24 protein-coding genes are annotated in these 21,148 nt (G+C 63.3%); 15 read left to right on the top strand and 9 right to left on the bottom strand.

Annotation, left to right across the window (positions count from 1 at the left end):
- On the top strand, nt 1-583 hold a 583-nt coding region (locus PSV33_RS17590; RefSeq protein WP_300563700.1), incomplete at its 5' end, for a GNAT family N-acetyltransferase.
- Nucleotides 584-703: 120 nt separating this feature from the next.
- Nucleotides 704-2,923: an O-antigen ligase family protein gene (locus PSV33_RS17585; protein WP_300563699.1), complete on the top strand. Its 2,220-nt coding sequence runs from the start codon at nt 704-706 to the stop codon at nt 2,921-2,923.
- Nucleotides 2,924-2,962: 39 nt separating this feature from the next.
- Here PSV33_RS17585 and PSV33_RS17580 read toward each other — a convergent pair whose 3' ends face one another.
- Together PSV33_RS17580 and PSV33_RS17575 are read right to left on the bottom strand one after the other, a co-directional pair.
- Complete coding sequence (locus PSV33_RS17580; RefSeq protein WP_300563697.1) at nt 2,963-3,835, bottom strand: NRDE family protein; 873 nt, start codon at nt 3,833-3,835, stop codon at nt 2,963-2,965.
- A gap of 92 nt (nt 3,836-3,927) precedes the next feature.
- The gene (locus PSV33_RS17575; RefSeq protein ID WP_300563695.1) at nt 3,928-4,905 is read right to left on the bottom strand and encodes a folate-binding protein; all 978 of its coding nucleotides are present in this window, start codon (nt 4,903-4,905) and stop codon (nt 3,928-3,930) included.
- A 47-nt stretch (nt 4,906-4,952) separates the two neighbouring features.
- On the opposite strand from PSV33_RS17575, the gene mltG reads away from it, so the two are divergent.
- From mltG to PSV33_RS17545, 6 genes are all read left to right on the top strand, one after another.
- Nucleotides 4,953-5,954, top strand: coding sequence for an endolytic transglycosylase MltG (gene mltG, locus PSV33_RS17570; protein ID WP_300563694.1), 1,002 nt, complete (start codon nt 4,953-4,955; stop codon nt 5,952-5,954).
- 130 nt (nt 5,955-6,084) lie between these two features.
- Complete coding sequence (gene tmk / locus PSV33_RS17565) at nt 6,085-6,771, top strand: dTMP kinase (protein ID WP_300563692.1); 687 nt, start codon at nt 6,085-6,087, stop codon at nt 6,769-6,771.
- Nucleotides 6,771-7,862 carry a DNA polymerase III subunit delta' gene (locus PSV33_RS17560; protein ID WP_300563690.1) on the top strand — a complete coding sequence of 364 codons (1,092 nt, stop codon included), beginning with the start codon at nt 6,771-6,773 and terminating at the stop codon, nt 7,860-7,862. The genes tmk and PSV33_RS17560 overlap by 1 nt, the downstream gene beginning before the upstream one ends.
- Nucleotides 7,863-7,911: 49 nt before the next feature.
- Nucleotides 7,912-8,316: a PilZ domain-containing protein gene (locus PSV33_RS17555; RefSeq protein ID WP_300563688.1), complete on the top strand. Its 405-nt coding sequence runs from the start codon at nt 7,912-7,914 to the stop codon at nt 8,314-8,316.
- A 99-nt stretch (nt 8,317-8,415) separates the two neighbouring features.
- Complete coding sequence (locus PSV33_RS17550) at nt 8,416-9,213, top strand: TatD family hydrolase (RefSeq protein ID WP_300563686.1); 798 nt, start codon at nt 8,416-8,418, stop codon at nt 9,211-9,213.
- Nucleotides 9,210-9,881 carry an ankyrin repeat domain-containing protein gene (locus PSV33_RS17545; RefSeq protein WP_300563683.1) on the top strand — a complete coding sequence of 224 codons (672 nt, stop codon included), beginning with the start codon at nt 9,210-9,212 and terminating at the stop codon, nt 9,879-9,881. Before PSV33_RS17550 ends, PSV33_RS17545 begins: the two co-directional genes overlap by 4 nt.
- Before the next feature lie 208 nt (nt 9,882-10,089).
- On the opposite strand, the gene PSV33_RS17540 is transcribed toward PSV33_RS17545, so the two are convergent.
- The 3 genes from PSV33_RS17540 to PSV33_RS17530 form a co-directional block, all read right to left on the bottom strand.
- Entirely contained in the window at nt 10,090-10,572 is a 483-nt protein-coding gene (locus PSV33_RS17540) for an RES family NAD+ phosphorylase (protein ID WP_300563716.1), read from the bottom strand.
- 5 nt (nt 10,573-10,577) lie between these two features.
- Nucleotides 10,578-11,120, bottom strand: coding sequence for an antitoxin Xre-like helix-turn-helix domain-containing protein (locus tag PSV33_RS17535; protein ID WP_300563681.1), 543 nt, complete (start codon nt 11,118-11,120; stop codon nt 10,578-10,580).
- Nucleotides 11,121-11,240: 120 nt separating this feature from the next.
- Nucleotides 11,241-11,465 (bottom strand): hypothetical protein, encoded by a 225-nt coding sequence (locus PSV33_RS17530; protein ID WP_300563679.1) that lies wholly within the window; start codon nt 11,463-11,465, stop codon nt 11,241-11,243.
- A gap of 255 nt (nt 11,466-11,720) precedes the next feature.
- Between PSV33_RS17530 and phbB the strand changes: the two genes are divergently transcribed.
- Together phbB and PSV33_RS17520 are read left to right on the top strand one after the other, a co-directional pair.
- Nucleotides 11,721-12,440 carry an acetoacetyl-CoA reductase gene (phbB, locus tag PSV33_RS17525; protein ID WP_300563677.1) on the top strand — a complete coding sequence of 240 codons (720 nt, stop codon included), beginning with the start codon at nt 11,721-11,723 and terminating at the stop codon, nt 12,438-12,440.
- 147 nt (nt 12,441-12,587) lie between these two features.
- Nucleotides 12,588-13,496 (top strand): hypothetical protein, encoded by a 909-nt coding sequence (locus tag PSV33_RS17520; protein ID WP_300563675.1) that lies wholly within the window; start codon nt 12,588-12,590, stop codon nt 13,494-13,496.
- 116 nt (nt 13,497-13,612) lie between these two features.
- On the opposite strand, the gene PSV33_RS17515 is transcribed toward PSV33_RS17520, so the two are convergent.
- The 3 genes from PSV33_RS17515 to PSV33_RS17505 all read right to left on the bottom strand — a co-directional run bounded on the left by PSV33_RS17515 (nt 13,613) and on the right by PSV33_RS17505 (nt 14,825).
- Nucleotides 13,613-13,906, bottom strand: a complete 294-nt coding sequence (locus PSV33_RS17515) for a hypothetical protein (protein WP_300563673.1) — start codon at nt 13,904-13,906, stop codon at nt 13,613-13,615.
- A gap of 48 nt (nt 13,907-13,954) precedes the next feature.
- Nucleotides 13,955-14,161 carry a hypothetical protein gene (locus PSV33_RS17510; protein WP_300563672.1) on the bottom strand — a complete coding sequence of 69 codons (207 nt, stop codon included), beginning with the start codon at nt 14,159-14,161 and terminating at the stop codon, nt 13,955-13,957.
- Between the two features lie 208 nt (nt 14,162-14,369).
- Nucleotides 14,370-14,825, bottom strand: a complete 456-nt coding sequence (locus PSV33_RS17505; protein WP_300563714.1) for a CHRD domain-containing protein — start codon at nt 14,823-14,825, stop codon at nt 14,370-14,372.
- Nucleotides 14,826-15,177: 352 nt separating this feature from the next.
- Here PSV33_RS17505 and PSV33_RS17500 point away from each other — a divergent pair, with 352 nt between their 5' ends.
- From PSV33_RS17500 to PSV33_RS17480, 5 genes are all read left to right on the top strand, one after another.
- Nucleotides 15,178-16,107: a Ku protein gene (locus PSV33_RS17500; RefSeq protein WP_300563670.1), complete on the top strand. Its 930-nt coding sequence runs from the start codon at nt 15,178-15,180 to the stop codon at nt 16,105-16,107.
- Between the two features lie 22 nt (nt 16,108-16,129).
- Complete coding sequence (ligD, locus tag PSV33_RS17495) at nt 16,130-18,793, top strand: DNA ligase D (protein WP_300563669.1); 2,664 nt, start codon at nt 16,130-16,132, stop codon at nt 18,791-18,793.
- Between the two features lie 182 nt (nt 18,794-18,975).
- Entirely contained in the window at nt 18,976-19,122 is a 147-nt protein-coding gene (locus tag PSV33_RS17490; protein WP_300563667.1) for a hypothetical protein, read from the top strand.
- On the top strand, nt 19,119-19,481 hold the full coding sequence (locus PSV33_RS17485; RefSeq protein ID WP_300563665.1) for a hypothetical protein: 363 nt from the start codon (nt 19,119-19,121) through the stop codon (nt 19,479-19,481). Before PSV33_RS17490 ends, PSV33_RS17485 begins: the two co-directional genes overlap by 4 nt.
- Nucleotides 19,482-19,671: 190 nt before the next feature.
- The gene (locus tag PSV33_RS17480) at nt 19,672-20,091 is read left to right on the top strand and encodes a hypothetical protein (protein WP_300563663.1); all 420 of its coding nucleotides are present in this window, start codon (nt 19,672-19,674) and stop codon (nt 20,089-20,091) included.
- 71 nt (nt 20,092-20,162) lie between these two features.
- On the opposite strand, the gene PSV33_RS17475 is transcribed toward PSV33_RS17480, so the two are convergent.
- Entirely contained in the window at nt 20,163-21,119 is a 957-nt protein-coding gene (locus tag PSV33_RS17475; protein WP_300563661.1) for a PA2169 family four-helix-bundle protein, read from the bottom strand.
- Nucleotides 21,120-21,148: the final 29 nt, after the last annotated feature.

The following is a 21,148-nucleotide window of genomic DNA, read 5'->3' as shown; positions in this document are numbered from 1 at the left end:
CATGGTGTTCACCGGCGCCATTTTCCGCGGCGAGCAGTTGCTGATCACCAGCGAGCTGATCTATGTGTTTGCCGACCCCGTTACACAAACCTCCCGGCCGGTGCCCGACGGCCTGCGCCGCATCCTGACCGCCTATGAAGCCGGCGAGCCCATGGTTTCGCTCAAGCTGGGCTCCTGGGCCGACCTTGGCCCCCATGCGGGTGCCGTCCGGTCCGAAGTGTTCATCGAAGAGCAGGGCATTCCGCTGGAGATGGAATGGGACGAAGCCGACCACAGCGCCGTGCATGCCGTGGCCTACAACGGCCTGGGCCAGCCAGTGGCCACAGGCCGGCTGCTGCAACACGCCCCCGGCACCGGAAAAATCGGGCGCATGGCGGTGAGCCGGGTGCTAAGGGGTACCCGCCTGGGACGCGACCTGCTGCACGCCCTGATGGCCCACGCGCGGCAACGCGGCGATACCGAGGTATTGCTGCACGCCCAGCGCAGCGCCGAGGGTTTTTACAGCCGCATGGGTTTCACGCCACGCGGCGAGCCTTTCGATGAGGTGGCGATTGCCCATATCGAGATGGTCAAGAGGCTATGAGAAGCATGCTTACCCGCAACTAAATGCCCCTGCGCGTGATCCGGACACAGAGCGACATTGCCGGATTCATGATGTGATCAGCAAGACGTTGTCACGGTAATTTGTTAAAACCCCTTTCTCATGGTCAAGAAAAAGAAGTCTCCCAGGCACCTCGCTCTACCGGCTGAAAGCGTCGCGCCTGAAGGCATTCACGGTACGACCGTGGTGACAGAGGCCGCCAACGGCACCTGGGTGGTGGCCATTCTCTGTTTCATGATGTTCCTGACACCGGCCATCGGCGCCCCCCAGGAAACACTGTTGCAAGACACCCTCAAGTCCACGGTGGTGTCGTTTTCAGCACTGGGCGCAGGCCTGCTTTTTTTTGTACAGCAGCGTGCTCGCCGCGAAAATCTGCGTTGGCATCCCTTGATGTGGCTCCCGGTGGCACTGATGCTTTATGCCCTCGGCAGCATGGTGTGGTCACATGCCTACCTTGGCGGTGTCGAGGCGATACGGTGGTTTGTTTTCAGCCTGCTTTTGTGGATTGGCCTCAATACGCTCTCCCGCGAGCGCCTGCCTGCACTTGCCTGGGCCATCCACGGCGGCGCAGTTGTCGCTTCGGTGTGGGCCGCCCTCCAGTTCTGGATCAATTTCAGCTATTTCGCGCAGGGACCAAATCCAGCCTCGACTTTCGCCAATCGCAATTTCTTTGCGGAGTATGTGGTCTGCGCTCTGCCATTTTCGTTCTGGCTTCTGGTGCAGGCCAGGAACCCAAAATTGATCCTGGGACTCACGTTTACCTCAGCGCTGAGCATCGTCGCATTGTTGATGACAGGCACGCGCTCCGCATTGGCCGCCATGTGGCTGCTTTTGTTTGTCGTCTTCCCAGTAGTTGGTTTTCTGTACCGCAGGCAGCTGTTCTTTCCAGCATGGAGTGGGTTCCAGCGTGTACTCGTGGTTGTGTTGCTACTGGTGACCGTGTTCGGTCTGGGCTCCATCCAAACCGGCAATCCGAAAATCCTGGGCGAGCTCAAGGGGCAGACCGCGCTGGAACGAGGTCTACTCCGAACGGCTTCGGCCATCGGAAAAGATGAATTCAAAACAGGGTCCTTTTCCATCCGGCTGACCATGTGGAAAGCAACGGGAAGAATGATTCAGTCCAATCCTCTGATCGGCGTGGGCGCTGGCGCATGGGAAGTCTTTGCACCGCTCTATCAAACGGCCGAATCTCAGCTCGAGACGGACTATTACGCTCACAATGAAATTCTTCAGTTGCTCGCTGAATACGGTTTGATCGGATGGTTCTTTGTCCTGGCCTTGATGGCGTATCTCGCGCTGGCAGTCTGGAGGACATTCAAGAGCCAGGATGACGCGGCGCTGGCCGAGGCACCGCTGAGGGCTACAGCTTTGTCGAGCCTCCTGGCGCTGATGATCGTGAGCAACGCCGGTTTTCCTTGGCGCCTGGCAAGCACGGGTGCCATCTTTGCAATCTGTCTGGCTTTACTCACAGCCTCGGACGCCCGTTTATACAAGAGCGGCCGGTGGATCGCCAGCGCCGTGACATGGCGTCCCGCCTATTCCCGGCAATTGGCGTTAACGACGGCGTTGCTGATGGCACTCGCTGCCTACATTTCGCATCAGGCCATGGAGTCAGAGGAGAAGATAGTCAAGGCCGTGCAGATGGCGCTTGCAATTTCCCAGTCCAGGGACCCAAACAATCCCCGGTGGGACGCCACAAAATCGGCCATGTTGAATTCGCTGGGCCAGGGGATTTCCATCAACCCGCACTACCGGAAGCTGACGCCAATGGTGGCCGACGAAATGGCGCGCTGGGGCGACTGGAAAACCGCCATTCGGATCTGGGAAACGGTCGTTCCATCGCGACCCTACGTCGTCGTCATTCTGGCAAATATTGCGCGTGGCTATGTGCAAACAGGCAATCTGGAGAGGGCAATTTATTACCTTGATCGATGCAAAAAAATCCAGCCACAAGCGCCAGCCGTGCGTTCTCTGGAAATCATCCTGCTCAGTCGGACAGGACAGGAATCAGAAGCCATAAGACTCACAAAAAAATCCCTGACTGAAGATGTCTTTGACCGGGACATTGTCAATGGGGCGTGGGTGCTGGGTCTGCGAAACGGTGACTACGAACTGGCGATCCAGGGCATGGAACTGCGCAACCGGAAATGGCCCGCTGAGCGGGTGGATGGGTTGCTCAATCTGGGCAACCTCTATGCACATCAGAAAAATGATGAAGCCAAAGCGCTGTCGTCGTACCGTGAGGCGCTTGCCGCGGCGCCGGAAGAAGACAGGAATACTGTTCGAAAAAAAATCCCAGCTTCCTTTCTTGCGAAACTGTAGCCGCCCGCATGGTCAGCGCCTGGCTCGCCTTGGCCCGGCTCAGGCGTCTCGTCGCTTGCCGAAACGAACCGAACAGGAAGCAAACCCTACAATTTTCCGCTTGGCGCAGCTGTCTGGTAAGTCTGGAAGGCATTCATGGGTCTGCTCGTCTAGCTGGACGTCCCATGTCACCTCCGCTGACCCGTCTTGTTCGGCCCGCGCCACCAGCACCGTGCTGCTGCGCGTGCCGTAAGCGTGCTCGGGAAAATCGACAAACACACTCGAGAGAGCGCGTTCCAGTGCCAACGGCACACCGGTGCGCGGCAGGTGGGCGTCGCCGGGGCGCTGCCTGTCCTGCAGGGCGGACCAGAGCCCGGCCTGCAGGTCCTCCTGTCGGTCCGCATCCAGCGCGTTGCGCAGCGCGGCTTTCAACGCCCGGGTTTTGGGCCAGGGCGTGTCCAGCGCGCCGTTGGACAGGCCATACACGCCGGGCTTGAGCGCGCACGATTGCCAGCCCCGGATCGGGCCGCCGTCGGGGTCGGTCTGGTTGCTGAGCCAGTGCCAGGCCGATGACTGGAAATCACCGAGCACCAGGTTGAAGGCGCCATAGGCCGCGCTGTCAGTCTGCGTCATGAACTCGCCGGCATCCATCTGGCCTTCAAGCCAGCGCATGACCAGCTCACCGCGGGACCGTTCGCCGGCGACGGGGTGCGGCTCGCGCACATTGGTCAGCATCGCCACCCGCCCGCCGGGACTCAGGCCCAGCCAGGTTCCGCCGGCGCGCAGGTCGCGCCCGGAGATCACTTCCTGGCCCGCCTCGGTGGTCCAGCGCGCCAGCGGCGCCGTGGGCCGGTTCAGGAATTCATCGCGGTTGGCGGCAATCACCAGCGGCCAGCGCTGCGAGGCGCCAATGGCAAAGGCGATCAGGCACATCTATCACGCCCCCACGCTCCCCGCTGTGCGTGGTTCGCTGCCCCCCGAGGGGGCCGTGCTTGCTTGGGGCGGCCCGGCGCGGCGCACATCGGCTAGATATCTTCCAGCAGCGGATAGGGCAATGGCAGCAGCGCCAGCGCGGGGCCGGTGGCACTGCCCAGGGTCAGCCGGCCGCCGTCGGCATCGGCCGCGGCGCCGGTCTGCATCGACACGATCAGATCAAAACCTGCCGCCGGGTGCGGTGCGCAGGCGGCCACCAGGCCGCAGGGTTGTCCAGCGTCGGCGGCATGAAACACCTCCTGGCCCAACTGCGGCGTGCCGTCGGTGTGCGCCACATAGGCGCGGCGTTTGAGCGTTCCGCGAAACTGGCTGCGCGCCACGATTTCCTGGCCGGGGTAACAGCCTTTCTTGAAACTCACGCCGCCGACCGACTCGTAGTTGAGCATCTGCGGCACAAAGGCTTCAAAGATCGGCTGCGTGATCATGGCGATGCCGGACTGCACGTCCAGCCAATGCCAGTGCGCCAGCGGCAACACCGCGCCGGCTGGCACCGGCGTGCCGGCCGGTGCGCACCACAAGGCCCGTGGCTGGGCGGCACCGGGATACAGAAAGACCAGGTTTGCAGCATCAACATCGAGCTTGGTCCAGACGGGAAGTGCGCCACCAGCTATGGTTTGGATAGCATCACCAGCCATTCCGAAGAGGGAGTACTCCGCGGTCGCGTCGCTCAGCTTGGCCCTGGCGCGCAGCACAAACATGGCCAGGCGCTTGAGGGTGGCCGCCAGAATGTCGCGGCTGCAGACCAGCAGGATCTCGCCTTCGCTGCGTTTGAAAACAATGAAGCTGGCCTGCATGCGGCCCTTGGCATTGCAAAACGCGGCCAGGCGCGCCTCGGACAGGCCCAGCAGCGCCACGTCCTGCGTCAGCTGGCCCTGGAGGAATTTGGCGGCCTCCTCACCGGCGACCCGGATCACGCCCAGGTGCGTCAGTTCGGCAACGCCGGACGGCTGGGGCGGCAGCTTGGGCAATGGCAGGGAAGCGGGCGGGGAATCGGAGCGGTAGGACAACATGGGCTGAATTATCATAGACCAGTCGTTTTCTGGAAGGTAACAGGGTTGTGCGTCGTTTCTTGATGAGTTTGCTCGTGTTGGCGTTTCTCGCCGGTCTGGTGGTGTTTGGTGCCGTCGGCTGGTGGCTGCACGAACCTTTGGCCTTGAAGCTGCAGCCCGGCAGCCAGGTGCTGGACCTCGAGATCGAGCCCGGCACCCCCGCCCAGCGCGTGGCCGAGGTCGTGGCCGCCAGCGGTGCCGATGTGCAGCCGGTGTTGCTGTATGCCTGGTTTCGCCTCTCGGGCCAGGCGCGCCAGATCAAGGCGGGCAGTTACGAGATCACACAGGGCACCACGCCGCGCACGCTGCTGAGCATGCTGGTGCGCGGCGAGGAAAGCCTCAAAAGCGTGACCCTGGTCGAGGGCTGGAACTTCCGCCAGGTGCGCGCCGCCCTGCAAAAAGCAGAAGCCCTCAAACCCGACACCCAGGGGCTGGACGCGCAAGCCATCATGGCCCAGCTGGGCAAGCCCGGCGTGCATCCCGAAGGCCGGTTTTTCCCCGACACCTACACCTATGCCAAGGGCTCGAGCGACCTGGCGGTCCTCAAACGTGCAGCCCGCGCGATGGACAAACGCCTGGAAGGGGCCTGGGCCCTGCGCAGCGCGGACACGCCCCTGAAGACGCCCGATGAAGCCCTGATCCTGGCCAGCATTGTTGAAAAGGAAACCGGCAAACCCTCGGACCGGCCGGAGATCGGCGGGGTGTTCAGCAACCGCCTGCGCATCGGCATGCTGCTGCAGACCGACCCGACGGTGATTTACGGCCTGGGTGAGCAGTTCGACGGCAACCTGCGCAAGCGCGATCTGCAGGCCGACACTCCCTACAACACCTACACCCGCACCGGCCTGCCGCCCACGCCGATTGCCATGCCCGGCAAGGCCGCCCTGCTGGCCGCGGTGCAGCCGGCCCAGACCAAGGCCCTGTATTTTGTGGCGCGCGGCGACGGCACCAGCCACTTCAGTAGCAGCCTGGACGAGCACAACCGCGCCGTCAACAAATACCAGCGCTGAAATATGGCCCTCACGCTTTTCACTTCGTGTAATGCGCTGCCCCCCGAGGGGGCCGCTGCGCCTGCGGCCCGGCGAAGCCGGATCCGCGGCCCCTGCTTGAAGGGGAAAGCCTGTCCGGGCGTCACCAACAATGACTAAAGACATCACCGGCCTGTTCATCAGCTTCGAAGGCATCGACGGCGCGGGCAAGTCCACGCACATCAGCGCGCTGGCCGAGGCCTTCAAGGCGCAGGGCAGGGCCGTGACCCTGAGCCGCGAACCGGGCGGCACGCCGCTGGCCGAGAAGCTGCGTGCCCTGATCCTCAACGACGTGATGGACCCGCTAACCGAAGCGCTGCTGATTTTTGCGGCGCGGCGCGACCACCTGACCACCGTGATCGCCCCGGCACTGGCGCGCGGCGATGTGGTGCTGTGCGACCGCTTCACCGACGCGACCTTTGCCTACCAGGGTGGCGGGCGCGGGTTCGACCTCGACGTGCTATCAAAACTGGAGCTGTGGGCGCAGGACGCACGGGGGCTGGGGCCTGATTTTGTTCTTGAACTCGGCCCAAAGGAAGAGGCGGCGCCGATTGTCCAGCCCGACCTGACGGTCTGGTTCGACCTGCCGCCTGAAGAAGCCGCCCGGCGCCTGACAGGCGCCCGAGAGCCGGACAGATTTGAAGCCCAGCCGGTGGCGTTTTTCCGCCGCGTGGCCCAGGGCTATGCCGACCGCATGGCCGCCGACGCCGGACGTTTTGCCCGTATCGACGCCAGCCAGACACGCGAGGCCGTGTGGCAGTCGGTGCACAGTGTGTTTACCGGCAAGGGCTGGCTCTGATGACCAGCGATTCCCCCGCACCCAGCCCGCCCTTGGCGCCCTGGCTGCAGACCCAGCTGGAAACCCTGCTGGCCCAGCGCGGCCATGCCTGGCTGCTCAGCGGCCCATCCGGCCTGGGCCAGTTCGACCTGGCGCTGGCGCTGGCGCGGGCCTGGCTGTGCGAGCAACCCACGGCGCAGGGCGCCTGCGGCGTGTGCGGCAGCTGTCATGCGGTCGAGGTCCACACCCATGCCGACCTCTGCATGCTGATGCCCGAAACCCTGTCGCTGGCACTTGGCTGGCCGCTGGATGAAAAAACCCAGGACGACCTGGACAGCAAGAAACGCAAGCCCAGCAAGGAGATCAAGGTCGACGCGGCACGCGAGGCGGTGACCTTCACCCAGTTCACGCGTTCGCGCGGCAACACCAAGGTGGTGCTGGTCTACCCGGCCGAACGCATGAACGCGATCACCGCCAACACGCTGCTCAAGACGCTGGAAGAGCCGCCCGGTGCGGTGCAGTTCATCCTCGCCACCGAGGCCGCGCACCAGCTGCTGCCCACCATCCGCAGCCGCTGCCAGGGCCACACCATGCACTGGCCGGATTTTGATCAGGCCCTGGCCTGGCTGGCAGAACGCGCCGGGCCGGAGGGCAAGGCCGGCAAACTGCCGGCCGCCGCCGACCTGCACACCCTGCTGGCCGCGGCTGGCGGCCGGCCGGCCGACGCGCTGGAACGCGCGCAGGCCGGGGCGAGCAGCGCCATCGCCCAGCACTGGCAGGCCCTTCCCAAAGCCATGGCCCGGGGCGAGGTCGGGGCGCTCAGCGACTTCGGGCCGGCCCAGGCCGTCGATGCGCTGCAAAAGCTCTGCCACGACATGCTAGTCACCCGGGCGGGCGCCGAACCGCGGTTTTTTCGCCACGCGGACTTGCCGATGCGGCCCGCCGGCAAACCCGGTGCGGCGGGCGTCGGAACCGGCCCCGGCTTTGCCGCATTGAGCGCCTGGGCCAAGGAACTGGCCGCCACGGCGCGTACCGTGGAACACCCCTACAACCCCGGGCTGATGCTCGAAGCGCTGGTCAGCCGTGCGCAGCTGGCACTCAATTCAAAATAAGCGCCGTTTCTTGCTGACAGTCTGGTGCTCAACCCGATAAACTAGGCTCATGAGTACAACGCCTCCTGCTGGTTCTCCCGGTGCTGCCGGTGCTACCGCCACCAGTTCCAGCGCGGCCCGGCCCAGTGTCATCCAGCTGGCGATTCGCGAAAAAGCCGCGCTCTACGCCGCCTATATCCCGCTGTTCACTGAAGGCGGCGTGTTCATCCCTTCGGCGCGGGACTACAAACTCGGCGACGACGTGTATGTGCTGATGACCTTGCCCGAAGACACGCAGCGCTACCCGGTGGCCGGAAAAGTGGCCTGGGTCACCCCGGCGCGGGCCTCCGGCAATCGAACCCAGGGTGTGGGCGTGCGTTTTCCCAACGACGAAAAGTCCCGCCTGCTGAAGATCAAGATCGAGGAAATCCTCGGCGCCCACCTGGCCTCCGACCGTCCGACGCAGACGATCTAGGCCCTTGCCGGCCGGTTTCGGCTAGCTACATTTTTGATAGCTGTCTGCGCCCGTCTGGCATGGGCTACAGCCATTTTTGATACTGAAAAATCCCTGCCGATGTTCACCGACTCCCATTGCCACCTGAGTTTTCCCGAACTCCAGGCCCAGTTGCCGCAGATACGCGAAGCCATGGCGCAGGCCCAGGTGGATCGTGCGCTGTGCATCTGCACCACGCTCGAAGAGTTCGGGACGGTTCACACGCTGGCCACCACCTATGACAACTTCTGGTGCAGCGTCGGCGTCCACCCCGACAACGAAGGCGTGACCGAGCCGACCCTGGACGACCTGGTGCAACGCGCTGCCTTGCCCAAGGTGGTGGCCATTGGCGAAACCGGCCTGGATTACTACCGCCTGGGCGAGCGCAGCATCGCCGACATGCACTGGCAACGTGAACGCTTTCGCACCCACATCCGCGCCGCGCGCCAGACCCAAAAACCGCTGGTCATCCACACCCGCAGTGCATCAAACGACACGCTGGCGATCCTGAAGGAAGAGGGCGAAACGGCCGACGGAGCAGGGCGGGCCGGCGGGGTGTTTCACTGCTTCACCGAAACCGCCGAGGTGGCCCGCGCCGCACTGGACCTGGGCTTCTACATCTCGTTTTCCGGCATCCTGACCTTCAAGAACGCCGCCGACCTGCGCGAAGTGGCCCGTTTTGTGCCGCTGGACCGCACCCTCATCGAGACCGACAGCCCCTACCTGGCGCCCATGCCTTACCGCGGCAAAACCAACAATCCGTCCTATGTTCCTTATGTGGCCAGGCAGGTGGCCGAGATCCGGCAGATGCCGGTCGAGGCCATTGCCGAGGCCACCAGCCGCAACTTCGAGCGGCTTTTTTCGGGCGTTCTGGCATGAAAACATACCTCATCAATCACTTTAAAAAAGTCGTCTATCTAGTTGTGGTGACTGGATTTATTTCAGTACATGCTGGTTCCTACGAAGACTTCTTCGTGGCCATCAAGCAGGACAACCCCGGCGCCATCCGGCAACTGCTGACCCGTGGTTTCGATGCCAACACCGTCGACCCCAAAGGCCAGCATGGCCTGTCCCTGGCGATCCAGGAACCATCGCCGAAAGCCGCCCGGGCCTTGCTGGACTGGCCCAAAACCAACGTCAACGCGCTCAATGCCAATGGCGAAAGCCCGCTGATGCTGGCCGCGATCAAGGGCGACGCGGAAATGGCAGCGGCCCTGATCAAGCGGGATGCCGACGTCAACAAGACCGGCTGGACACCGCTGCATTACGCCGCCAGCAAGGGGCACCTGGCCATCATGGACCTGCTGCTTGAAAATCACGCCTACATTGATGCCGAATCACCCAACGGCACCACACCGCTGATGATGGCCGCCCAATACGGCACCACACCCGCGGTCAAACTGCTGCTGGATGCCGGCGCCGATCCCTTGCTGAAAAACCAGCAAGGCCTGACAGCCATCGGTTTTGCCCAGCGCGTCAGCCGCACAGACTCAGCAGACCTCATCGCCGCAGCCGTCCGCAAGCGGCAAGCCACGGGCAAGTGGTAAACCGTTGAATCGGGGACGACGCTGAAAAAACGGCCAGACGCGGAGGGCTGAGTCTGGCGGTTTCAAGGCTGGGGCGCCTTGGCAGCGATTTCTGCTGTTCTGGCTTGCTTGGTTTATCTTCCACGATGTATATTATGTTAAATAGTAAATGGATAAGGCAGAAAGTGCTTCTTTCACCTCGGGTGAGCAACCTCTTGGGAAACTACAACTAGCGGCCCAACGCCCGGGGGTCATAGGTCCACTTGCGAAGTTTGGTGGCTTTGAGTCGGGCCGCGTCGGGATGGCGCGGATTGACCAGCACATTGAACTCTTCGGGAACCACTACGGACGGCACCAGCGCCAAGGCTGAGGAGCGGCTTGCACACCAGGCGTTGCCCCAATCGATACTGACTTTGCCTGCAGGCACAGCGTCCCAGCCCACATGCGCATCGCCCTTTACCTTCAAGGTGATCGCCCGGCTCCAGACATCGGCAGGAGCGTCGATGCGCACCAGATAGCGATTCAAAGGCAAGGATTTGCTGCCATCCAGATGAACAATGGTTTCCAGGCAAGCCAAGGCGATGCTGGTAGCGGTGTAAAGCATGGGCGTTCCAGCCGCGTTCCAGCGCCCTCCAGTGATTTCAGCGCCCTTGCCTCCCAGATCTTCAGCCACGTAAGCCGGCGCATCGGTGGCGATTCGCCACAGAGCCACGCCACTCAAGCGTAGGCGCCCGACTGCATTTGCGCCAGCAGCCTGGCCACAGCTTCCCGACCATCAGCGGTGTCCAGCAGTTCCTCGGGTTTGCGGCCGCCCAGCGCAGCCGCTGGTTGTTCGATCCATTCGCCAAACCACTTGGCCGGCTTGAACCCCGCAGGGTCCCCGGACTGCTTGACAATCGTTTCCACCTGCCCGATCAGCCTGGCCAGGCCGACCAGGCGCTCGCTTTCATCAGGCGACAGATCGGTGTTGTTGGCCATCTTGCGAGTCACCGTCGCCCGCGGCAGGCCCATGATCCGGACAAAACGCTCTTTCGTCATGTCCATCTCTTTGGAAATCACCCCCACCATACTGGACGGTGCACCTTTCTTGACCAACACGGCCCTGTCGATGGGAGGCATGACGTAGATGTCAGCGTAGCCTGTATGGCTGCTCTTTTCCAGCCGCTCCCAAGCAAAAACGCCCTTCTTCTGCCGCCCGATGAGTACGGCCCTGGACGCTGGCGACAAAAGGGTTTTGGATGTCGATGTGGCGATGGTCATGAGCAAAAATCCTCAAATGATCTTTAATTTTAGCTCATTTGAGCCTTTTTCACAACCGCCCTATCCTCCGCGGACATTTCTGCCAGGAGAGAAGCGACTTAAGGGGAAAAATCCTTGAAGTCAATTCAAGGGTTTGTCTTGCTTCACTGCATCCCAGGCAACGACCTTTGCCAGTCCGTCTGAAACCGGTCCCAATTGATGCAGGGTTTGCCCGGCGAAAACGTTCTCACGCAGGTCTTTCAGCAACTCGCCGGCACCGCCAAATGGGGTGAAGACATCGACCAGCCCGATCGGCCCGGAGATGGCCTTGGCGCGCTCGGCAGTGCGCTCGGCGGGTGCCAGCAAGCTGGAGTTGGCCCGCCTGCCCTGCCTGGACAGCGCAAAAAAAAACAATCGCGCGGGCCTCTTGCCTCTTGACTTGATCCATCTCAACGCTGGCCACCCTGGCCTTTCCTACAGTGGCATGGAAGGGTGCGAGCCCTGTGTCAAGCCTGTAAACCAACGCAGAGAAAACCATGGCCACCAGCGAACCCCCAATAACCAACCTCCCCGCCTCGGGCAACACGGCCATCTTGAAACACCTCGGCGGAAAGGCCTGACATGCGGGTCGCACTGGTCACCGGCGGCACCGCCGGCATTGGGGCCGCGACAGCGGAAGCCCTGCTCGCTGCGGGCTATCGCGTGGCCGTCAATTACGGAAGCAACCAGCCTGCTGCCGAGGCTTTCACGGCTCGCACCGGCATGGCGGCCTTTGCCTGGAACGTGGCCGACGCTGACGCCTGCATCGCGGGTGTCGCGGAGGTCGAGGCCGCCCTCGGGCCGATCGAGGTGCTTGTCAACAATGCCGGCATCACGCGCGACGTGATGCTGCACAAGATGAGCGCCCAGCAGTGGCGCGAGGTCATCGACATCAACCTGGGTGGCTGCTTCAACATGTGCCGCGCAGTGATTGAAGGCATGCGCGAACGCCGTTTTGGCCGGGTGATCAACATGAGTTCGGTCAACGGCCTGTCCGGCCAGGCCGGTCAGACCAACTATGCGGCGAGCAAGGCCGGGCTGATTGGCTTCACGAAGTCCCTCGCGCTCGAAGGCGCTTCCCGCAACATCACGGTCAATGTCATTGCTCCGGGCTACACCGACACCGCCATGGTCAGCGCCGTGCGGCCCGAGGTGATGGAGCAGATCCTGAAGACCGTACCGGTCGGCCGCCTGGCCACACCAGCGGAAATCGCCCGCGCCGTCGTTTTCCTTGCCGCCGATGAAGCCGGCTTCATCACCGGCATCACGCTGTCGGTCAATGGCGGCAAATACCTGGACTGAGCAGAATTACCGCTGGTTGCATCTTTTGACGCCCGAACAAGGGTTTTGCGCTGACTTGCCACTTTAACTTTCGCCTTCGCGCCCAAACCATGTAGGACGGAAGAGCAAGCCGCCAAACACTGTCCCTGCGGAAGGCAAACTGTCACGATGACTCAAGCACGCAAAAGATCTTTTTCCTGGCAAGCCGCCGCAGGCCTGATAGCCGCCACGGCTTTTGCCGGAAGCGCCATGGCTGGTTCGAGCGACTCGAGCGCCGCGGTGCTACAGGCCAGATACACCGCCCTTGCCCCCCAGCTGGCGCGCAATGAGTTTCAGAGGCCGCTGGTCATTGAATCCACCGAAGCCGCCAATGCCGTGAGCGGCAACGCCTACGCGGTCATCAATTACCCGTTTTCAGCCGTGACCACGGCTTTCAAAAATCCCGATAACTGGTGCGACGTGCTGATGCTGCACCTCAACACCAAGTTCTGCCGCACCACCGGCGGCAACGGCAGCCCGTCGGGGCTGGAAGTCAGCATCGGAAAGAAGGTGCCGCAGGAGGTCAAGGACGCTTACACCCTGGCCTTTGACTTCAAGCTGGACAGTGCCACGCCGGACTACATGGCGGTACAGATCAATGCAGACAAGGGCCCGCTGGGGACCAACAACTACCGCATCAACCTGCGGGTGGTGCCGCTTGCGGCCGGCAAGTCCTTCATGCACCTGCAGTATTCCTATGGTTACGGCATGGCGGGACGCATGGCCATGCAGGGTTACCTGGCCACGGTCGGCAGCGGAAAAACCGGCTTCACACGGATGGACAACCCGGCCGGTGGTGAAAAAACCCATGTGGATGGCATGCGGGGTGCGGTGGAGCGCAACACCATGCGTTACTACCTGGCCATTGACGCGTACATGGCATCGCTGTCAGCGCCACCCGCCGATCAACTTGAAAAGCGCCTGCAGCAATGGTTTGACGCCACGGAACGTTATCCACGCCAGCTGCATGAGATCGACCGCACGGCCTACCTCACCATGAAGCGCAGCGAACTGCGACGCCAGCAGGCGGCTGAATAACGCCGCCCTGGCGGGCGACGTCCGGAGGGAAAGTCGTCGGAATCCGGTTGCTTCGGCAACACAGCTGAGCAGGTTCGGGCGAGGGCAGGCGCTGCGCCCGCCCTCTTCGCTTCTCTTTACTTGCGCAACAGCTGACGCGCAGCGGCCATGTCGCGGTCATAAACCGCCTTGGCCTCACGGCGGCATGCGGTGCGTTCTGCAGCAGCCTTCGTTGCGCAGTCTTCCAGATAAAGCTTGTAGCCGCCACCTGCCTCATTGATGGCGGTGCGGTATTTCTGTTGCGGCGTGCTGTCGGCGACAGCGCCGCGCTCGAGCAACCGTTCCTCCATGGCCACAGGCTGGGCCAGTACGGCCGAACCGCAGGCGAGCAGCATTGCTGAAATAAGAAAAGTGGGGAGTTTTCTGGTCATGGTGGCATCCTTGAAATCAATGGGTTGACGGGTGGCTGGGCTGGCGTTTTATTTCCGGCCCGAACTGTTGGGTGTGTGCTGGTGATCCAGCGGCGGCTTGTCGGGCATGTTGGTCGAGTCGACCCGCGCCTTCACGCTGGCGGGGCTGTTGGCGGCTTTTTCGGACAGGGCCTGCTGGCTGCCACTGTTTGGCTGAGGCCCCTTGGGCTTGTTGTGCGCCGGCGTATGACCGGACGGGTCGGGATGGTTGCTCATGGCTGCTCTCCTGTGTTGCCCGCTGGCTGGCAGCGGTGTTGACATTGCCAGATCAGGCTAGCGCGAGAGGAGGCAATCGCCCGTCAGCGCCAAGGGTCCCTGCCTGTAGGACGGGTGGTCCGGTCTGCCGGGAACTGCCAGAAGGTGGCGGGAGCCCTGCCCGCCTGCCTCCCAGGCGGGGCTCCGCTGACCCACCGGACTCAGTCGCTCAGGGGCGGGCAGTCAATTGCCCGCGAATTTCACCACCGGGGAATTTGGCGGTGTGGATGTTGGCGTACCACTTGCCCGCCATCAGGTCGGCCACCTGCGCCGGGGTCAGCGTGGCCTGACCGGACATCGGACTGGTGATGGGGCCGGTGAAAGGCAGTGCCACACCCGCATTGGCGCCGACCGGAGCCGGACCATGAAAGTGGCCAGCAGTCGCAGGGCCACTCAGGTCAGCGTAACTCAGTTGCCAGCGCAGCAGGTTGGTGTCCTTGTTCAGCACGGCATCAACCTGGCCACTGGCGCCTGAGGCGACTGGCGGCACCTCGTTGGCGCCGCGCAATTGCGTTGTGAAGGCCATCAGGTTGGACTGCGACGGCATCATGCTGCAACCGGAAACCAGTGCCACCGCGGCTGCAGCCGCCAGGGTGGAACGAACGACGTGGCGGCGGGAAATCATCATGGTTGTCTCCAGTGAAAGGGCAAGAGTTCCATCTTAGGACTGCGCCGCATGGCGCGTTGTAGGACGCTGGCTTGATCCAAAACGACCGGCAACCGCACCGACGCACAGCCCTTTTCTTCGGAACCAAGGACGAAACAGGCTCTCAGCCCAATGGGAGCGGGCGGAAACAGCTATGTATTTCATAGCAATTCAGGGGATGCCACCGGCCGAAGCCGGGCCGCGCCGCCGTCCTACGGCAGCAACGGACAGCTGCCGACAGCACCCGGCACCCCCCGCGAATTAAGGTCAGGCACTGGTACCCACGTACAGGCACAGGAGAGTTCAACATGGCAGACAGGAGGCGATAGGCATGGCTTCAAGAGCGTTGTGGAAAGGAGCCATCAGTTTTGGCCTGGTGCACATTCCGGTGTCGCTGCATTCAGCGACCGCCGACAGCGGCGTCGACTTCGACTGGCTGGACAAACGCAGCATGGACCCGGTGGGTTACAAACGCATCAACAAGAAGACCGGCAAGGAAATCACGAAGGAAAACATCGTCCGCGGCGTGCAGTACGAGGACGGCCAGTACGTGGTGCTGAGCGACGATGAGATCACGGCCGCCTTTCCCAGAACCACCCAGACGATAGAGATCGAGAGTTTTGTCGCCAACACCGACATTCCTTTTGTCTACCTGGAACGGCCCTACTACATTGCGCCCATCAACAAGGGCAAGAAGGTTTACGCGCTGCTGCGCGACACCTTGCTCAAGACTGAAAGAGTGGGCATTGCACGCGTGGTGATACAGACCAAGCAGCACCTGGCCGTGCTGGTGCCCTCCGGTCCGGGGCTGGTTCTGAACCTGCTGCGCTGGGGCACCGGAATCCGCAGCTGGGACGAACTGGACCTTCCGCCCGAGGGCGCCAAGGCGGCCGGCCTGTCCGAGAAGGAGTTGTCCATGGCCCGGCAGCTGGTCGACGACATGACCGACACCTGGAAGCCGGAGCAGTTCAAGGATTCGTTCACCGATGCCATCATGGCCCTGGTCCAGCAGAAGGTGAAGCAGGGCAAGGTGGAAAGCGTCGAGCAGCCGGAAGCGGCCGCTGAGTCATCCGGCGGCGCGGGCGCAAAAATCATCGACCTGACCGAGCTGCTGCAACGCAGCCTGCGCCACAAAGACGGGGCGGCCGCCAAGCCCACCGCCAAACCCACCGCCAAAACGCCGGCCAAGCCCACCGGTATCGCATCAGCCCGCAAGCCGGCCGCCAAAACCGGGGCCGCGGGTCGGCGCCGCGCCGCCTGAATACGAAGACGGCCGCGCACCCATGGCTGACGCCGACCCGCTCCAGGCCTACCGCGCCAAGCGCGATTTCAACCACACGCCGGAACCGGCCGCCGGAGGCAGACGCTCTTCCGCACGCAGCTTTGTGGTCCAGAAGCATGACGCCAGCCATCTGCACTACGACTTCCGGCTGGAACTCGAAGGCACACTGAAAAGCTGGGCCGTTCCGAAAGGCCCGAGCCTGGACCCCGGGGTCAAACGCATGGCAGTGCAGGTGGAAGACCATCCGCTTTCCTACGCAGGCTTCGAAGGCACCATTCCCGACAAGCATTACGGCGCCGGCAATGTCATCGTCTGGGACCGCGGCACCTGGCGGCCTGACGGCGACCCGGGGGCAGGACTTCAAAGCGGAAAACTCAAGTTCGAGTTGCAGGGCGAAAAACTCCATGGCCGCTGGTCGCTGGTGCGCATGCACGGCAAAAGCGAAGAGCGACAGGCGCCCTGGCTGCTGATCAAGGAAAGGGACGACGCGGCACGGCCGGCCAGCGACTACGACGTGCTGCAGGCGCTGCCCGACAGCGTGATCACCGGCAACCCGCTGACACCGCGCAAAAAAACCACCGCCCAAAAAGCGCCGGCCAGGGCCGCATCCACCGGCAGCACCGGCGCCAGAAAAAAGAGCGCCGCCACACCCCGCGAGCTGCCCGGCGCGGTGAAGGACGCGCTGCCGCGCACGCTGGCCCCGGAGCTGGCAACGCTGGTCACGCAGGCGCCGACTGACAGCCAGGACTGGGTGTACGAGATCAAGTTCGACGGCTACCGCCTGCTGACACGTCTGGAGGGCCCCTCCATCCGCTGCTTCACGCGCAACGGGCATGACTGGAGCGCCAGGCTGCCGACACTGGTGAACGCCCTGTCACGGCTGGGCCTGCGCTCCGCCTGGCTGGACGGCGAAATCGTGGTGCTCGACGGCAAAGGGCTGCCTGATTTCGGCGCACTTCAGAATGCCTTTGACAGCGGCAGCACCGCGCAGATCATTTACTACGTTTTCGACCTGCCGTATTACAACGGCTACGACCTGCGCGCGATGCCGCTGGTGGAGCGGCGCAAGCTCCTGCGGACCCTGGTGCAGGCGGCCGCGCAGGATGCCATTCGTTTCAGCGAAACCTTCGATGCCGGCACGTCGGACCTGATGGCTGCCGCACGCCGCCTGGGGCTGGAGGGCGTGATCGGCAAACGTGCAGCGTCCCCCTATGTGTCGCGCCGCTCACCGAGCTGGATCAAGCTCAAGACCCAGTTGCGCCAGGAGTTCGTGATTGGTGGCTACACCGACCCCAAAGGCTCGCGCGCCGGCCTGGGCGCCCTGCTGCTGGGCGTGTATGACGACCAGGGCGCACTGCGTTACGCCGGCAATGTGGGCACCGGATTTGACGACAACACCCTGAAAAACCTGCAGGGCAAACTCGCCGCACTGGCAGCGCCCCGCCCTGCTTTTGCCGACCTGCCCGCGTCGGTCAAAGGGCACTGGGTGCAACCGGTGCTGCTGGCCGAGGTCAGTTTTGCACAATGGACCCACACCGGGCGCATCCGCCACGCCGTGTTCCAGGGCCTGCGCACCGACAAGGACGCGCGCAAGGTCAAGCGTGAATCGGCGCAACCCATCGAGGACCTCATGAAGGCGAACAAAAAACCGGCGCCATCTCCCGCCAGCGCAGCGTCCGGCAAGCGCAACACCAGCCGCCCCGCGGCGGACACCGGGACGCTGCGCGTGACACATCCCGAACGCGTCATCGATACGGAAAGCGGCCTGACCAAACTCGACCTGGTGCAGTTCTACGCGCAGGTGGCACCACTGATCCTGCCGCACCTGCGGGCCAGGCCGGTGGCGCTGGTGCGGGCCCCGGACGGTGTGCAAGGCGAACTTTTTTTCCAGAAACATGCACAGGCAACCGCCATCCCCGGCATCAAGCTGCTGAACCAGGCGCTGGATCCCGGCCATGCCCCCCTGCTGGAAATCACCAAGGCAGAGGCGCTGCTGGCCGCCGCCCAGCTCAATGTGATGGAGTTCCACACCTGGAACGCCACCACGCGGTCCATCGGGAAACCGGACCGCATGATTTTTGACCTGGACCCCGGTGAAGGGGTGTCGTGGGCGCAGATCCGTGAGGCCGCGCAACTGGTCCACGCCCTGCTGAAGGAGCTCGGCCTGCCGGCGTTTTTAAAGACCAGCGGCGGCAAGGGCCTGCATGTGGTGGTGCCTCTGAAGCCGGCCTTCGGCTGGGACACGGTAAAGGATTTCTCACAGGCCATCGCGCGGCATCTTTCCGCGGTGATTCCCGACCGGTTTGTGGCAAGAAGCGGGCCACGCAACCGTGTCGGAAAAATTTTCCCCGACTACCTGCGCAACGGTTTCGGCGCCACAACGGTGTGCGCCTGGTCGCTACGAGCCCGGCCCGGACTGGGCGTGTCGGTACCGGTCGGCTGGGAGGAGCTGGACAGCCTGAGCGGCCCGGCGCACTGGACAGCGGCCAACATTGCCGATCGCGTCGCCATCGGCAACTCGCCTTGGGACGGCTACGAGAAGGCCCGCTGCACGCTGTCGGCCGCCATGAAAGCGCTAGGCTTCAAGGCGGAAAAGTCCGTCTCATCGCCCAGAGCGGCCCGGGCGCGGGCCGGGGCCAAAACCGGGACACCCCGCAAAGTCTGAGCACCGCGGTGTAGGACCGTCTTGACAGGCTCACGCGCGCCTTCCTGACAAGGGCTCGGGTGGCGGCCGGCTACGCCGCTGGCAGGTCTCCGCGTATCTTCGTACCAGGTACCGGCGGCATGCAGCATGCGCCCCGTACGACCGGCGGTTTGGACCATTGTTGATTCTTTCAGGAGCCTGCCATGACGCACTTTTTAACGGCACTGCCTGTACTTTTTGCACTGACGCTGCTCACCGGCTGCCCGCAGTCGAAGGTGCCGGACAAACCCTCGCTGGTTCCCGAGCCCAAGGCAAGCATGAACCAACACTCACCAAAGTCGTCCCTTTGAAATCACCCACTTCCCGCCTTCCCTGCCAAGCGGCCCAACCCTGGCGCACACCTGCGGCCGGGCTGGCCTTGGCCTGCCTGGCCGTACTGATGTCCGGATGCGTGGGCCCGGCGTCCCAGCTGGAGTCACCGCCGCAAACCGTACAGCTCGACGGCGACGCCTACCGGGTCGAGCAGATCACGGCGAGCACCTGGTCAGCGCAGGCGCCGCGTCACCTGCCGGACGGGCCGCAAAAAACGGCCAACCTGGTCCGGGCCGTTGAAAAGGCCTCGAACTGCAAGGTGACCGACAGCAGCTATGGCACCGGGGGCAGCGCACTGAATGCCCAGGTGGATTGCGGCAGCAGACTGAAAAACTAGACGAATCGCGCCCCAGCCCTTATCCCTTCTGCGCAGACTGCTACTGAAATAATAGCGGTCTCGGACCTCGCACAAAGCTTTACACCTTCGCACTCGCGGGGGACGCAACTTTACGCGTCGTGCGGTACGGCGGCGCAAACATCCCTCCACACTCGTCTCAAACTCGCATCAGTAACCCAAGGAGATCTTCATGATCATCAGTCCCCCGCTCAAAAAAATCATGCTTGCCATCGTGCTGGCCGGCGCTGCTGCTGCACCTGCCCTCGCGCAAGTCAGCATCAACATCAACCTGGCACCGCCCGCGCCTCAGTACGAGGCGGTGCCGGCACTCGCACCCGCGCAGGTCTGGGCACCGGGCTACTGGGCCTGGACCGGCGAGCGCCATGTGTGGGTGCGCGGTCACGCCATCCAGAAGCGCGATGGCTACCGCTGGGCGCCAGACCGCTGGGAGCAGCGTGGCAACGCCTACTACCGCCAGCCCGGAACCTGGGTGCGTGAGACGAACTATGTGTACGTCAAGGACAAAAAGCCGAAAAAGGACAAATACGACAAGCATGATGACAAAGGCCACGGCAAGGGTCACGGAAAAGGCCACGGCCCGCATAACTGATCGTTGACCCCGCCATCACGGCAAAAAAAAGCTGGCACAGGTGCCAGCTTTTTTCATGGTTGATTCACCGTTCAGTCGGCGGTCTTCAGCGCGTCACGCAGTGCCTTGACCTGGTCATGGTTGCGCTGCACGCCCTGGGCCTGGCGCTCCACCATGCTCCTGATCGCCGGGGGAAGATTCTCCTTGAGGGCATTGCGGTAGCGGGCCTTGGCCGCGTCCTCGCCGCGCTCGCATTCATCGAGCATGGCCAGGTCGGTGTACCCGCTGAGGGTGCCGCGCACCGACACCCAGCCACGATGCATGGCACCGCTGGTGGTGCCGCCCTCCTCGGCCTCGCCACCGAGCTGGCGAATCTGCGAGGTGAGCTCGGCAGCCGCACCGCGGCATTCGTCGGCATGTCGCAGCAGCAGGGTTTTGAGGTCCTGCGCCTTCACATGTTCGGCACATTCGGTGAAGCCGAACTCGCCGTCGCGGCAGGACTCCAGCAGCTCGTTGAGCGTATCGATCACGTCGTCGTTGTCGGCCACTTCGCCGGACAGGGTCTGGCGTGACGCCAGCTGCTCGTCCACCCGTGTCCACGCGGCGCGGCTGGCCGCTTCGGCTTCGGGCCAGCTCAGGGTGGAGCGTTCTTTGTGACTGTCCCAATGGACAGACAGGTCGCTTTGCGCATCGTCAAAGGTGCCGGCGTAATTGCTGCGCCCGTACAGGCCCAGACGGTAGGCCGGCGCGTAGTCTTCGTAGTTGCGGTTGGCATCGTAGTAAGGCTCCCGGATGTACTGCTCGCGCCAGTAGGCTTCTTCAGCGGTGGGGTTGACGGCTTCGGCCACCGCCTTGCCGCCCAAGCCGCCGGCAACCGCGCCAACAACCGCTCCGGCCGCAGCGCCCACCGGTCCGCCAAATGCGCCGGCAGCGGCCCCCGCGGCAGCGCCGCCCAGGGCAGCTCCGAGACCGGTACCGACCGGGTGGGCGCCAGGGGCGTCAGTGATCGGGTCCAGATTCAGGTTCTTGTCGTGTTCGTCAAGTGACATGGTGAAGCTCCTTCAGAGATATGGATGGC

The sequence above is a fragment of the Polaromonas sp. genome, from assembly GCF_029945895.1.
Lineage (GTDB): Bacteria > Pseudomonadota > Gammaproteobacteria > Burkholderiales > Burkholderiaceae_C > Polaromonas.
Note: the sequence above shows the minus strand (reverse complement) of the source record. Positions and strands in the feature narration are given on the sequence as shown.

Bases quoted from the DNA above. Each gene is read 5' to 3' on its own strand.
- phbB (WP_300563677.1), top strand. From the start codon at position 11,721: ATGCGGGTCGCACTGGTCACCGGCGGCACCGCCGGCATTGGGGCCGCG.
- PSV33_RS17505 (WP_300563714.1), bottom strand. From the start codon at position 14,825: ATGATTTCCCGCCGCCACGTCGTTCGTTCCACCCTGGCGGCTGCAGCC.
- PSV33_RS17555 (WP_300563688.1), top strand. From the start codon at position 7,912: ATGAGTACAACGCCTCCTGCTGGTTCTCCCGGTGCTGCCGGTGCTACC.
- PSV33_RS17585 (WP_300563699.1), top strand. From the start codon at position 704: ATGGTCAAGAAAAAGAAGTCTCCCAGGCACCTCGCTCTACCGGCTGAA.
- PSV33_RS17575 (WP_300563695.1), bottom strand. From the start codon at position 4,905: ATGTTGTCCTACCGCTCCGATTCCCCGCCCGCTTCCCTGCCATTGCCC.
- tmk (WP_300563692.1), top strand. From the start codon at position 6,085: ATGACTAAAGACATCACCGGCCTGTTCATCAGCTTCGAAGGCATCGAC.
- PSV33_RS17560 (WP_300563690.1), top strand. From the start codon at position 6,771: ATGACCAGCGATTCCCCCGCACCCAGCCCGCCCTTGGCGCCCTGGCTG.
- ligD (WP_300563669.1), top strand. From the start codon at position 16,130: ATGGCTGACGCCGACCCGCTCCAGGCCTACCGCGCCAAGCGCGATTTC.
- PSV33_RS17535 (WP_300563681.1), bottom strand. From the start codon at position 11,120: ATGACCATCGCCACATCGACATCCAAAACCCTTTTGTCGCCAGCGTCC.
- PSV33_RS17580 (WP_300563697.1), bottom strand. From the start codon at position 3,835: ATGTGCCTGATCGCCTTTGCCATTGGCGCCTCGCAGCGCTGGCCGCTG.
- PSV33_RS17515 (WP_300563673.1), bottom strand. From the start codon at position 13,906: ATGACCAGAAAACTCCCCACTTTTCTTATTTCAGCAATGCTGCTCGCC.
- PSV33_RS17545 (WP_300563683.1), top strand. From the start codon at position 9,210: ATGAAAACATACCTCATCAATCACTTTAAAAAAGTCGTCTATCTAGTT.
- PSV33_RS17475 (WP_300563661.1), bottom strand. From the start codon at position 21,119: ATGTCACTTGACGAACACGACAAGAACCTGAATCTGGACCCGATCACT.
- PSV33_RS17510 (WP_300563672.1), bottom strand. From the start codon at position 14,161: ATGAGCAACCATCCCGACCCGTCCGGTCATACGCCGGCGCACAACAAG.
- PSV33_RS17550 (WP_300563686.1), top strand. From the start codon at position 8,416: ATGTTCACCGACTCCCATTGCCACCTGAGTTTTCCCGAACTCCAGGCC.
- PSV33_RS17480 (WP_300563663.1), top strand. From the start codon at position 19,672: ATGATCATCAGTCCCCCGCTCAAAAAAATCATGCTTGCCATCGTGCTG.
- PSV33_RS17500 (WP_300563670.1), top strand. From the start codon at position 15,178: ATGGCTTCAAGAGCGTTGTGGAAAGGAGCCATCAGTTTTGGCCTGGTG.
- PSV33_RS17490 (WP_300563667.1), top strand. From the start codon at position 18,976: ATGACGCACTTTTTAACGGCACTGCCTGTACTTTTTGCACTGACGCTG.
- PSV33_RS17520 (WP_300563675.1), top strand. From the start codon at position 12,588: ATGACTCAAGCACGCAAAAGATCTTTTTCCTGGCAAGCCGCCGCAGGC.